Annotated in this window: 14 protein-coding genes; 2 read left to right on the forward strand and 12 right to left on the reverse strand. The window is 37.5% G+C overall.

The window, feature by feature from the left end; all coding sequences use genetic code 11:
• Positions 1-213 precede the first annotated feature (213 nt).
• The 7 genes from PYW32_RS11625 to PYW32_RS11655 form a co-directional block, all read right to left on the reverse strand.
• Positions 214-1,797, reverse strand: a complete 1,584-nt coding sequence (locus PYW32_RS11625) for a hypothetical protein (RefSeq protein ID WP_016174118.1) — start codon at positions 1,795-1,797, stop codon at positions 214-216.
• Positions 1,790-2,536 (reverse strand): ABC transporter ATP-binding protein, encoded by a 747-nt coding sequence (locus PYW32_RS11630; RefSeq protein WP_016174117.1) that lies wholly within the window; start codon positions 2,534-2,536, stop codon positions 1,790-1,792. Before PYW32_RS11630 ends, PYW32_RS11625 begins: the two co-directional genes overlap by 8 nt.
• Positions 2,537-2,599: 63 nt before the next feature.
• Positions 2,600-3,484, reverse strand: coding sequence for a YitT family protein (locus tag PYW32_RS11635; protein WP_016174116.1), 885 nt, complete (start codon positions 3,482-3,484; stop codon positions 2,600-2,602).
• 178 nt (positions 3,485-3,662) lie between these two features.
• Entirely contained in the window at positions 3,663-4,844 is a 1,182-nt protein-coding gene (locus PYW32_RS11640; protein ID WP_016174115.1) for a MalY/PatB family protein, read from the reverse strand.
• Positions 4,845-4,856: 12 nt separating this feature from the next.
• On the reverse strand, positions 4,857-5,690 hold the full coding sequence (locus PYW32_RS11645) for a Cof-type HAD-IIB family hydrolase (RefSeq protein WP_016174114.1): 834 nt from the start codon (positions 5,688-5,690) through the stop codon (positions 4,857-4,859).
• 172 nt (positions 5,691-5,862) lie between these two features.
• Positions 5,863-6,672 carry an aldo/keto reductase family protein gene (locus PYW32_RS11650; protein ID WP_016174113.1) on the reverse strand — a complete coding sequence of 270 codons (810 nt, stop codon included), beginning with the start codon at positions 6,670-6,672 and terminating at the stop codon, positions 5,863-5,865.
• A gap of 27 nt (positions 6,673-6,699) precedes the next feature.
• A complete protein-coding gene (locus tag PYW32_RS11655; protein WP_016174112.1) occupies positions 6,700-7,152 on the reverse strand; it encodes an alpha/beta hydrolase family protein in 453 nt (150 codons plus the stop codon).
• A 141-nt stretch (positions 7,153-7,293) separates the two neighbouring features.
• Between PYW32_RS11655 and PYW32_RS11660 the strand changes: the two genes are divergently transcribed.
• Positions 7,294-8,103, forward strand: a complete 810-nt coding sequence (locus PYW32_RS11660; RefSeq protein WP_016174111.1) for a hypothetical protein — start codon at positions 7,294-7,296, stop codon at positions 8,101-8,103.
• A gap of 95 nt (positions 8,104-8,198) precedes the next feature.
• Here the strand turns inward: PYW32_RS11660 and PYW32_RS11665 are convergent, their stop codons facing one another.
• Positions 8,199-8,579 (reverse strand): DUF1801 domain-containing protein, encoded by a 381-nt coding sequence (locus PYW32_RS11665; RefSeq protein ID WP_016174110.1) that lies wholly within the window; start codon positions 8,577-8,579, stop codon positions 8,199-8,201.
• Positions 8,580-8,671: 92 nt separating this feature from the next.
• Between PYW32_RS11665 and PYW32_RS11670 the strand changes: the two genes are divergently transcribed.
• A complete protein-coding gene (locus PYW32_RS11670; RefSeq protein ID WP_016174109.1) occupies positions 8,672-9,463 on the forward strand; it encodes a hypothetical protein in 792 nt (263 codons plus the stop codon).
• Between the two features lie 109 nt (positions 9,464-9,572).
• On the opposite strand, the gene PYW32_RS11675 is transcribed toward PYW32_RS11670, so the two are convergent.
• The 4 genes from PYW32_RS11675 to PYW32_RS11690 form a co-directional block, all read right to left on the reverse strand.
• Positions 9,573-9,863, reverse strand: coding sequence for a DUF2500 family protein (locus PYW32_RS11675; protein WP_016174108.1), 291 nt, complete (start codon positions 9,861-9,863; stop codon positions 9,573-9,575).
• 148 nt (positions 9,864-10,011) lie between these two features.
• Positions 10,012-10,263, reverse strand: a complete 252-nt coding sequence (locus PYW32_RS11680) for a hypothetical protein (protein ID WP_016174107.1) — start codon at positions 10,261-10,263, stop codon at positions 10,012-10,014.
• A gap of 75 nt (positions 10,264-10,338) precedes the next feature.
• Entirely contained in the window at positions 10,339-11,118 is a 780-nt protein-coding gene (locus tag PYW32_RS11685; RefSeq protein WP_016174106.1) for a TraX family protein, read from the reverse strand.
• 133 nt (positions 11,119-11,251) lie between these two features.
• On the reverse strand, positions 11,252-12,100 hold the full coding sequence (locus tag PYW32_RS11690; protein ID WP_016174105.1) for an aldo/keto reductase: 849 nt from the start codon (positions 12,098-12,100) through the stop codon (positions 11,252-11,254).
• Positions 12,101-12,184: the final 84 nt, after the last annotated feature.

Here is a 12,184-nt window from a genome sequence, read left to right on the forward strand (position 1 = left end):
ATAATAGTTATATTTAAATCTATACAAAAAGTCTGCCACCAAAGGGTATACTTCTCCTCTGGTGACAGACTCCTCCAAAAATATATAGCTAATGAAAGCACAATCTGCTGCTAATTCATCTTTTATTGTTTATTTGATTTGATAGTATCTGAACACACTTAATACCATTATAATATAATTCATTTGTAGTGTCTAGATGCGATTTTCCCTCGTTTAATCAAATCTTTGCCAAAAATGACGTTGGTAATACACATGCCAGCACACTCCTCCAATTGCAAGCAGAAGCATGATTGGGACATTCAACCACCAAAATGGATACATCATCACACCAATACTATACAAAACGAGCAGAATGGCACTGACAAAAATAGTCCCCATCATCAATAAAACCAGTCCGACATTACCAGAACCACGTGTAAATAATTGACTAATATTTGTCCAATCCAATAATAATAGACGATAATCACGGGCAAAATAACGCAGGGATAATAAATAGGTCGCGAGTAAATTTCCTAAAAGTGCACTCGCTAGTAACAACAATGATAAACGAAAAGATATGCCCATTGCTAATACAATGACCGCATTAATTACCAACTGGATCAAACAAGCAAAACGAAATTTTTCTTTTAAATACATGGTCATCGACAACGGTAACGAACGTACAAATAAAAAATTGTCTTTATCTAACGAAATAATATTCGCCACAAACGACATTGGATTAACCGATAAACTCGCTAGAACAATCCCAACAGTAAAACACACACCCATAAATTCAATGCCTAAAAAATTCAAATTGAATTGTCCTGTCACAGCAAATGCAATAATAAAAATCAATGGCATTAAAATGGAGTTCGAAAACACCTGCATGATTAAATTTGGATCACGAATAAGTTGTGAATTATAACTAAATAGTAATTGACGCAAACTTTGATTCGGTTTGTGTTTCCGTTTGGTTGAAACTATCCCTGGAGAAGCATCGAGTAATTGCTCATACATTTTTGGCAATAACGTCAGTTTAATGAGATACATACTCAATACATTTAAACCAATTAATCCTAGGAAACTTAAAAGAGCAACCAGTGAAAAAGGCTTGGTTGTGATATAGAAAAACGGCAGCAATAGTGCAATCGTCCCTCGGTCAACCATCTCATAGCTCATATCGCCACTTTGACTGTTCATTACTAAAATTCCGACAACTGCAATTCCTACTGAAACCACTAACAATAAAGTGGTCACTAATTGTTTGTGCTTCTTAAAGAACTTGGTACGTGTTAAACCAAAAACAATAAAACTACAGACACTAAAAACAAGACTTAAATACAAAACAAACAAGATCAATGCTAAAACAATTGCCAAAACAACAAAGACACCTGAACGCATTCCTGCCATGATAAAAACAATTAACACAGGTAATGTAAAGGGAACAATGGTCAGCGTAACAATCATAATTTTGGCTAAGAAAATATCCAATTGACGAAATGGTAATGGCAAATAACCTGCTAAATCACGACTCTCAAAAAAGACATTGTAAATAGCCGAAATACCTTGTGAAAAAGCGATAATACCAAACAATGCCACATAATACGTAAAAAATCCGGGCATCTGACTAAAATCAATCGCAAACATTGTCAGTCCATAAATGGCTATAAAAATCACACCTGATAAAAGATATTGATTCATAATATAACGTGTCAATTGTGCACCACTTTTGCCAGCTTTTCGCGCTTTATTCGTCGTTTGCGGATTAGCATAGCGCAAATTGACTTTGAGTAATTCAGCTAACTGCGTTTTATTCATGGAATCCCTCCGCTTCTGTGGCATTTCGTCCAGCCATTTTTAAATAAATGGATTCCAATGATTCTGCGGGTGCTGTCGCTAACAATTCGGTAACTGAACCGTTATAAAGCAGTTCTCCTTTTCTTAAAATCGCTAATTGGTCACAAAGTTGTTGCGCTGTATCCAACACATGCGTAGAAAAAATCACGGTTTTTCCTTTATCGGCATGTGCACGCATCATTTCTTTTAAATCAAAGGCTGCTTGTGGGTCCAAACCTTGCAACGGTTCATCTAAAATCCAAATATCTGGATCAGACAATAAGGCGCCGATGATGATGGTCTTTTGGCGCATACCATGAGAAAAACTGGAGATTGTTTCGTCCTGATGAATCAGCATATCAAACAATTGTGCGAGTGGTAATAAGCGTGTTTCTTTTTCAGTTTGCGGAATATCATATGCAGCAGCCATCAAATCCCAATATTCACCAGCCGTTAATTGCAAGAACAAATCTGGCGTATCTGGGACATAACCGATTTTTTTCTTAATGGCCATCCGATTTGTTGCTAAATCTAAGCCATCGATAGTAATTGTGCCACTTGTTGGTTGAATGATACTGACTAAACTCTTAATAGTTGTCGATTTGCCCGCACCATTATGTCCAAGAAAGCCAAAGATTTCTCCTTGTCGAATCGTTAAATTCAGTTCATTCAACGCTTTTTTCGTTCCATACACTTTGCTTACATTTCGTAATTCAATCATTTCATCACTCCTTTTATATCCATTGTAACAAAAAAGGACGGAGTAGACACTCCATCCCCTGTTTTATAAATGATTCACTTCAACGCCATAATCGTCAGCAACTTTTTTCAAACTGAAACCACGACCGTTGACTTCACTAGCATTTAACGTCACAAAAAAGGCTGTTTCATCAATCGTTAAAATCGCTTCTTTCACTTTTGGAAAATCTTTTTCACTAATCACTGTCATTAACAATTTGCTAGGCGCTTGGCTATAACCACCTTCAATCGGAATCAAGGTTGCTCCTTTATCTAAGGTAGTCGTAATCGCATGTTGAATCTCTTCGTACTTTTGTGACACAATCATCACATTCTTCGAGCGGTCGAAACCAACTTGGACCATATCTACCACACGACCAATTAAAAATAAACTAATCAAGGAGAACAAAACGACATCAGTATCAAAAGCAATTAAAGCCGATAAAATCACTAACCCATCGACAAATAAAATCGCGATACCTAAGGACACATGGAAATACTTATGCACAATTTGTGAAATAATAGCTGTACCACCTGTTGACGCATTGCCACGAAAAACGAGACCCAAACCAACTCCAGTTACAATACCGCCAAATAAGGCCGCTAAAAATAAATCATGGGTAATCACTGGAAAATGTGCTGTAACACCAACAAAAAAAGGATAAAGCAAACTACCAAAAATGGTTTTCAAGCCCACTTCTTTTCCCAATAATAAAAAACATAAAATCAATAAAGGAATATTAATTGCATACAAAACAACAGCCACATTCCAACCAAACATATGATTAAGCACGACACTAATCCCGTTTGCTCCACCGGCAACAATTTGATTAGGTAATAAAATACAGTTAATAGAAACAGCTAAAACAAATGCACCCGCAATCACAAACAGCGCATCTTGCACTTGCTGATGAGCAAAAAATTTTTTCATTTTCTTTCCTCCCCTCGTTAAAAATAATTTCAAAAACCGCTTTTCATCATAACATGAGAGCAGCACAATCGCTAGTTAAAAACGAAGAGAATCCTCTCATGGACATCTTAGAAAAAAACAAAAAAAACCAAACGGCCAATCACTCTAAGGAGTTTTTGCTACCGTTTGGATTACTCATTTATGCGGTCAGTGCGGCTATCAATTGCTCGATTGCTTGGTGGATATTGGTAGGCGGTGTCGCTAAATTAATACGAATGAATCCTTTTGCTTCTGGCGAAAACCACTCACCAAAATCAATCGCTAATTTTGCTTTATCTTGAACCACTTCTTTGATTGCATCCGGTGCAACATAAGCACGCAAATCTACCCACATGAGATAGGTTCCTTGTAAGTCAGCAACGACCACATCTGGCACTTCTGCTTCTAAACGCGCTTTTGCATAGTGATAATTTTCTTCAATAGTTGCTAACAAGCCTGTCGTCCAATCATCGCCCGTTTCGTACGCCACTTTAGCTGCTAATTGACCAAGCAAACTAAATTCCGTTTGTTTGTATTCTTTCGCCCACTCGTTGTATTGAGTACGTAATTTTTCGTTGGGAATCCACACATGTGAATTCAATAATCCAGCTAAATTGAACGTTTTTGACGGAGAATTTACGAGAATTAAGTTATCTAAGAAACGACCATTCGCCACTGTGGCACTGGAACAAAAACGATGTCCTGTTAACACAATATCGGAATGAATTTCATCTGATAATACTAAAACTTGGTGTTTTTCACAAATAGCCAAAACAGCAGCTAATTCTTCTTCGGTCCACACGCGTCCTAATGGGTTGTGCGGGGAACATAAAATATATAATTTAGGTTGATGCACAATAATCTTTTGCTCAAAATCTTCTAAATCCATCACATACCGTTGATTAACAAACTGAATATCTGAAGTCACTAACTGGCGTTGTTTGTCTTGAATGACATGGAAAAATGGGTAATAAACAGGCGGTTGAATGATAACCGCGTCGCCTTTTTCTGTAAAGCAATCAATAATATCATACAACGATTGCACGACTCCTGTCGAAAAAGATAACCATTCTTCACGAAAATCAGTTTGTTCGTGACGTTCTTGCCAGCCTTTATAGGCATTAAAATAGTCGGTAGTTACTAATGAATACCCAAAGATACCATGTGCCACACGTTCGGCTAACGCATTTTTTACGGTTTCTGGTACAGAAAATTCCATATCAGCAACCCACGCCGGTAATAATTCACTATCTCCAAAACGCTCTTCTAACGCATCCCATTTTAATGAATCGGTTTGTTTTCGTTCAACGCTGTATTGACGAATAAATGTTTCTTTATCCAAAGTCACGCCTCCTTATAAATATTTTTCCAATAAGACTGCAATACCGTCTTCGTTATTTGATAACGTAATTTCATCCGCAATTTCTTTTAAAGCATCGACGGCATTTTCCATCGCAACACCAATACCAGCATATTCGATAATGGACGTATCGTTATGACCATCACCAAATGCAATCAGTTCTTCCGCCTGCAAACCGAATTGTGGTAAGACAGTATCCAAGGCTTTCGCTTTATCAATGCCTTTATCGGTAAATTCAAAATAAAATGGTGCTGTAAACATAGCACTTAGGCGGTTTTCAAACGGTGCGGCCATCGCTTGATGGTGTTCTTGTAAATAAGCCGCATCTGCAGCAATTAAAATTTTATTTAAAGGAAAATCCACAAAAGCGGCCAAATCGTCTATTTCACACAATTTAAAATTACCACCACGAGATTCGTATTCAATAATATTAAACGGTCCATCAGGTAGTTCTAATAAGTTGTCATAGACATTATTCACATACATATACTCGTCTTTATTAATCATTGGACGAACATCAAATTGTTTCATGTGTTCTAAGACTTCTTTCGCATTTGTCACCGATAAGGCTTGATTAAATAATTCCTCATCCGTTTTACAATCCACCACACTCGCACCGTTAAACGAAACCAATAAACCTTCAAATTGATCCATTGCGAGTTCTTTCGCGTAACCGTACATCCCAGTTGTTGGCCGTCCAGCAGCTAAAATAACTTTCACACCATTTTTTTGCGCGTTAATTAGCGTTTGTTTCGTTTTCTCACTGATAACCTTTTCATCCGTTAATAATGTGCCATCAATATCTAACACAATCCCTTTAATTGTCATGAGTCCCCCCTTTTCTTTCCATAGTAAACGAGCAAACAAGGGAATGCAATCATTGACGGAAAAAAGAACGATTCTAATTTTTTATCGCCACTTTTCGAAATAAAAGAAAGAAACAACCCAATTTCTCACTAGTCAAAAACACGGCAGATGACTATTATCTACCGTGTGTTGCTTATAATGCTTGAATGGTTGCTTTTTCTTGTGCTGTTAACGAAAAATCAAATAATGCTAAATTCAATGCTTGGCGTTCTTTATTATGTGATTTGGGAATAACGATCACTCCACGTTCAATTTGGTAACGCAAAATGACTTGTGCCCACGTTTTTCCATACGCATTGCCAATTTCCGTTAAGACTGCTTGGGCTTCTTCGCTCACTTTCGTTAAGGGCCCCCAAGCCTCAGGAATCACTTCATTTTCTAAAGAATAAGTGATTATCTCATCGTTCCACTTGCCTGGATGAGATTCAATTTGATTGACCGCTGGTTTGATTCGGGCATGATCAAGTAAATAACGTAATTCTGTTTCTTCAAAGTTAGAAACACCAATTGCTTTTAAAATCCCTTGATCAACGTAGTCTTCTAAGACACGCCAAACAGCGACAATTTCTTCTAAATCTTCCCATGGATGATGAATCAAATACAAATCAATATACGTCGTATCCAAAGCCTTTAAACTAGCATGTACACCTTTTTTCACTGCTTCTGTATCTTGGGTATATTCTTTGGTACCAGGAATTTTTGAGGTGATGAAGAACGCGCTACGATCTATGCCACTTTCTTTGATTGCTTGACCGACTACTGCTTCATTACGATAAGCAATTGCGGTATCGAAATGGCGATACCCTAGCGCAATCGCATCTTGCAATTCCGTGGTATCTCCGTTAATTTCGCCCATATAAGCTCGATCTACTTTACCAAAAGTATTCGTACCACTACCAATAATTGGTAATTGAATCCCTGTGTTCAATGTTACAAATTCCATCCACAATTCCTCCTTTATGGTTCACGTTTAGTCTACCACTCGCTGTAAAAATTCAAAAATAAGTTGTTTGGTTTCCTCTTGAGTGAACGGTGCATCCGCATGTTCTGCACCTTCAAAAATATACAACTCTGCAGGGACCCTCTGGGCTTTTAAATAGCGAATAGCTAATTTCACATCTTCAATTTGATCAGGAAATTTCGCTCGAGCAGTTACACTGTAATCAATACTTGCTACAGCATACCCGCGTTTCGCAAACCAAGCGAGTTCAGGTGTCCATACATTGCGATCCATTGCGGAAAAACTCCCTCCGAACAACCAAATAATTACGGGCAAATTCGTGTGCTTTTCGTCATAGGGAAACGACATGCGTGGACGCATCAAACTTAAACTCAATGGACGATAGACAGCATTGCTACCTTCCATTCGATGACCGTAAACAATTTTAGGAAGTAAGTTAATTACGGGTTTATCACGATGCATTTGAATTTTTTTATCACAAAAACTCCTCCACACATTACTTTTATTTTAGTATAACGTATTCATTTTTCTTTTACCAAAGAAGTCCGTACGCTTTATGAAAACGTTCTTTTCATCTATACTGAAGAAAAGGGGGCGATTGAAATGAAGCGCATCATTTTTGTTCTATTTATGCTTTTACTCGCTAGCTGTGGACGAACCACCACACCCGAAGAAAGCACGGAAAGCAGCCATTCAATGCAAGCCACATCAATGACTACGAGTGAAACAATCAGTGAGATCCCGATAACCAGTTCAAGCGATACTACTGAAACAAACGAACTCATTCCTGCCGAAACATCCGCCAATATCGTAGGAACTTGGACCCAAGAAAATCTCACATTGACAGTGGATGATCAAGGACATTGGCAACTCACTGATGGTATTACAAGCCAAGGAAGTTTAAAAGTCGCTGTCGATAATGGCAATGTCAAAATGGTCAAATTGTATGGATTTAACGTCTCGATTGATAGTATTGGCAATTATTTTATTGCACATTTCAACCATGACAGTAGCAAAATGACGTTCGGTTATTTAGGCACATTTTCTCGTCAAGGCACCGCTGAACATACGTTAGCTGATAGTGCTTATATGGAAATCGTCGAACACGAGCCCATTGATTTTAACCATAGTTTATTGGGGACATGGACCATGAAAAACAAAGAATATGATTTTCAAAATGTTTGGAACTATAATCCCGATGGTACTTTTGAAGTTTATTCAGATGGCAAAGGAGAAGCGATGACAGGCGTCTATCAGGTTGAGTATTTAGAAAATGATCGCATTCGCTTAACAATTACTTATGATGGTGGCGAATCGCATACGAGCGACTATCTTTTACGTGATGGTACCTTAACCGAAGAAGGTTTTGAATGGGCCGCTCAAATTCGCAATACCGTTCCAAATGCTCCATAAAAAAGATCAGGTCAATCATTTACGATTGGCCTGACTTTTTTTTCTTGATAATGTGTATAATGAGTAATCCATTCATCGACTGTCATTTTTTCCATTCATTCCCCTAGCAATATGTAGGGAATCGTTTTGGGATTGGTCAACCGAAGACAACTTTTTCCCATGTTTAACTTAGTTGGTACTTGTTTGGCATATTCTGCTTGAAACCAATCAAGTAACGAACGGTTTCCTACCAAGCCCATATGATAAATAGCTAAATGATTTTTTTGCGCCCCCAAGGAAACAAAGGGTAGCGGTTCATCTGGCCTTCCCAAATATCCTTCTGGAAAACGCGTTAATGGTACAACAAACGTCGGCATTCCGTATTGCATCACCAACTCAAATCCTTCCGGTAAATGAGTAATTAACACTTCTTTTAGCTGAAAATAACTTTCACGCCATTTTTCGGGTAGTGTTTGTTCATAGTCTTCAATTGACATGCGAATCCCTTCTTTCTAGCAAATACATTCCCTCATAATTTTGTTACTGTTATAATAATACAAACGAAACTATTTTAGCGAGGAGTAAGATTATGACGATTCAAGCAGCACTCTCACTAAGTAAGGAAACGCTCACGCTCCAATTAGCCGACCACCAAGGTAGAATTTCGATTCTTTATTCTACTGACAAAACATTGTTAGCACCTGAAGCAAGTGTTTATCTCTTGTTTAAAGAACAAAAATTAAAAGCGATTGGCGCAACACAAGGAACGTTGCGGACACGTATAGCCTACGACACGCTCATACAAATTACCCCTCCTTGGGAAATGGAACAAGGCTATCTGATTCAGCGTTTGGTCGAAACAGCAGAAGAAAGTGGTTTAACTATCACTAGTAAAGATGCAAAAAAAATCCCAGCCAACCATTATCCAACAGTTACTGCTTATCAAGATACGTTGCTCACCTTATTAGAAAAATTTGGTTTTATTTTCCGCAAAATCGAAAAACCACAAAAGCCAAAACCTACGAAAGCACAACATCGCTGGCGGAAAGAAGTCAGCACGATTGAATTTTTCGTCGATGAATTTGATAGTAAAGCAACGGTTATTTGGCAAAAACGCAATGAAATGTGCATCAAAAAAGGCGCAGTCTTACGCCAAGAAATTCCTTTAAATAAAGATGGTTCCATCGGTCTAGCCGGCCGCTTCACCAAGCAACTTCGCGAGGAACATGACGATAAGATACAAGACTTCGTCACAACAGAGGATGTCATTTTAAAAAGTGTCAATGAAGTTGGACATTTCTTGTATTATGCGGGAACTAATAGTTGGTTAGTGCTAAAAGATCAAGACGGAAAAACCATTGATGAATGGACGGTAGTCTAAGATAAAAAAAGAAAAACGAGACGCTCTTCCTTAATTGAAGGCGTCTTGTTTTTCTTTTTTCTCATTGGTTCAACTCGAAAACAACAAACCATTGTCTTTTATACGTTAACTATCCCGAATCACCGACAACATATTGATGATACACACTTTTTTTCACATCTAAGTTCATTCGTTTCCCGTCTGATTCTTCAAAAATAAGTGTGTAGGTCGTGAGCGAATGATTATCATTATGTCTTGAGACAGCGGTATCTTTGCCAATCAATTTGGCAGTAATTGTGACAGGTGATGCCGTAAAATTCAGCAAACTATTGATGATAAAATAGATAAATCCACCAATCCCAATAAAAGCAATCAAGTAAAAAAGCAAATAAAACGTTGACGTGTTCATAACATCAACCATCAATACCCCCTCCTCCCCCTAGATAAACCGAATAGCATCTGCTGTTTGCTAATTGGCAGTAAACAGTTTTTGTAGCAATTTGTCTACCTCTAATAAACCATATGCTTTTTTGCTAATCAATTTAACAACTCTTTCAGGAAATGCTTCCTTAATCATTTTTTCTTGAAAATAGAGCTCGGGTGACAACTGCTGATCCATGCTCATCTATCTGAGAAGCACTGTACCTGTGAATTGTGACAGCTAACCCTTGCTTTTCTATCGCTTTATTCATTTTCATAACAAATAAAACAGTCTGTGGCGAAAAAGTGGTACTCATAGAAGTAATACCAAATAGCGCAACCTTGATTTCCTCGTTGCTATTCATGACGATTTTTTCTTCTGGTGTGCTTACGTTGTGCATTGTCTCTCCACCCCTCTCATTGATAGGAGGAACGAAAAATGTAAATCCTTTTTTAATTATACCTTTTTTAAAATCTTACATCAAATAGTTCAAGTAAACATACGACATCACATAAAATAAATAGATATGGGTTGGGTAAAAAGCGTAAAAGAAATACTTATCGCTTCGTCCTTTTTCTCCGTTATAAAAGAATAATGGAACAATCGCAAAAACCATCATCCATTGATAGTTCGTTAATAAATGGCTAAAGTCAAATCCTGTAGCTAGTAAGGATACAGTAGCTAATGATAAGAATTGTAAATAACGTTTTTCTCTAAAAATATAGAAAAGTGCTCCTAATAATACTGCAACATAACCACCTTCAACTGTGAGATAAGAAGGAAAAATTTGTAGAATATAAATAAAAATTGGACTGCCATCACCTGTACTCATCCAAATCATAAATGGCAATGCAATCACAAATGGCATCAGTAACAATGCAGTAGCTTTTAGCCAACGTTTTTGCTTATATTCCTCGATACAATACATCACTAGTGTCGCTAACAATAATGTACCGAAAACATTGTTGATAATCATCACTTCATCCATTGGAAACAGGCTTGGAATCAAGCGATTACCTATATTCATTCCCCAGAAGCCCAGCAATAAACGAGACATATATCGCAAACGATTACGTGTGTAGTGAAATCCTTCTGCACTCAAAAACAGAAATATGGGTAACACAATGCGCCCAAACATATTTAAAATAGTTGGCGGTTGTGTATAAATAAACATTTCATAGATATGGTCACCGACCATTAAAATAATTCCTAGAATTTTTAATTGATACCCGGTTATGCTAAATTTTTTTGTCATTGTGTTCCTCCATCAGTTTAGTAAATCTAGTCTAGCGTATTCTTACTTGAAACGAACTTTCATTACTGTTAGGTAGTCTATAACTTTTGTTAGATGACAAAAAAATAGCCACCGAAAAATCGGTGGCTATGGATTAAAATGTTTTTTCATCTGGAACAGGTGCTTCGCCTGCCGCTCCTTGTAGGGCATCAATGGCAGCTATATCTTCTGGGCTCAATTCAAAATCAAAAATTTGAGCATTTTCAATAATACGATCTTCATGAACCGATTTTGGTAGTGGTAAGAAACCATGTTGTAGACTCCAACGTAAAACGACTTGAGCAATTGTTTTATCGTACTTTTCAGCAATTGTTTGTAATTCAGGAACACTAAAAATTTTCCCCGTACCTAATGGGCTGTATGCTTCACTTAAGATATTGTGTTTTGTGTTATACGCCACAACTTCTTCTTGACGATCACTTGGGCTCAAATAAATTTGGTTCACGACAGGTTTAATTTTAGCTGTTTCTAATAAGGCATCTAAATGATGTGGCATAAAGTTAGAAACGCCAATCGCTCGAATTTTGCCTGCTTCAACAGCTTCTTCCATCGCACGCCAAGCTTGCGCATTTGCTTCTTGCCAGTTTTCGCGGAAAGCCACTGGATTTGGCCAATGAATCAAATACAAATCTAAATAATCTACACCTAGTTTTTTCATGGACGTATCAATTGCTTGTTTGGCTAAATCATAAGCATGCGCATCATTCCATAGCTTCGTCGTAATGAACAACTCTTCTCTTGGAATCCCGCTTTTAGCAATTCCACGACCAACAGATTCCTCATTTTTATAAATAGCCGCTGTATCAATGTGACGATACCCAGCTTTAATCGCTGCAATAACCGATGATTCCGCAACATCGCCATCAGGTGTCTGCCATGTTCCAAATCCTACTACTGGAATTTCAATTCCATTTGCTAATGTATATGTGTCTTTTAAACTCATTGTTTCTCCCTCCTTTATTGTATGATACCATGCTCTTCTTAAAATTGTTACTGGATTGATTGCTAACAAAAAAAACAAGTGTAT

Source organism: Enterococcus saccharolyticus subsp. saccharolyticus (assembly GCF_029023825.1).
Lineage (GTDB): Bacteria > Bacillota > Bacilli > Lactobacillales > Enterococcaceae > Enterococcus_F > Enterococcus_F saccharolyticus.

What these genes read in the sequence shown, in the direction of transcription:
- PYW32_RS11625 (WP_016174118.1), bottom strand. Translation starts at nt 1,797, where the DNA reads ATGAATAAAACGCAGTTAGCTGAATTACTCAAAGTCAATTTGCGCTAT.
- PYW32_RS11630 (WP_016174117.1), bottom strand. Translation starts at nt 2,536, where the DNA reads ATGATTGAATTACGAAATGTAAGCAAAGTGTATGGAACGAAAAAAGCG.
- PYW32_RS11635 (WP_016174116.1), bottom strand. Translation starts at nt 3,484, where the DNA reads ATGAAAAAATTTTTTGCTCATCAGCAAGTGCAAGATGCGCTGTTTGTG.
- PYW32_RS11645 (WP_016174114.1), bottom strand. Translation starts at nt 5,690, where the DNA reads ATGACAATTAAAGGGATTGTGTTAGATATTGATGGCACATTATTAACG.
- PYW32_RS11650 (WP_016174113.1), bottom strand. Translation starts at nt 6,672, where the DNA reads ATGGAATTTGTAACATTGAACACAGGGATTCAATTACCAATTATTGGT.
- PYW32_RS11655 (WP_016174112.1), bottom strand. Translation starts at nt 7,152, where the DNA reads ATGCATCGTGATAAACCCGTAATTAACTTACTTCCTAAAATTGTTTAC.
- PYW32_RS11660 (WP_016174111.1), top strand. Translation starts at nt 7,294, where the DNA reads ATGAAGCGCATCATTTTTGTTCTATTTATGCTTTTACTCGCTAGCTGT.
- PYW32_RS11665 (WP_016174110.1), bottom strand. Translation starts at nt 8,579, where the DNA reads ATGTCAATTGAAGACTATGAACAAACACTACCCGAAAAATGGCGTGAA.
- PYW32_RS11670 (WP_016174109.1), top strand. Translation starts at nt 8,672, where the DNA reads ATGACGATTCAAGCAGCACTCTCACTAAGTAAGGAAACGCTCACGCTC.
- PYW32_RS11675 (WP_016174108.1), bottom strand. Translation starts at nt 9,863, where the DNA reads ATGGTTGATGTTATGAACACGTCAACGTTTTATTTGCTTTTTTACTTG.
- PYW32_RS11680 (WP_016174107.1), bottom strand. Translation starts at nt 10,263, where the DNA reads ATGCACAACGTAAGCACACCAGAAGAAAAAATCGTCATGAATAGCAAC.
- PYW32_RS11685 (WP_016174106.1), bottom strand. Translation starts at nt 11,118, where the DNA reads ATGACAAAAAAATTTAGCATAACCGGGTATCAATTAAAAATTCTAGGA.
- PYW32_RS11690 (WP_016174105.1), bottom strand. Translation starts at nt 12,100, where the DNA reads ATGAGTTTAAAAGACACATATACATTAGCAAATGGAATTGAAATTCCA.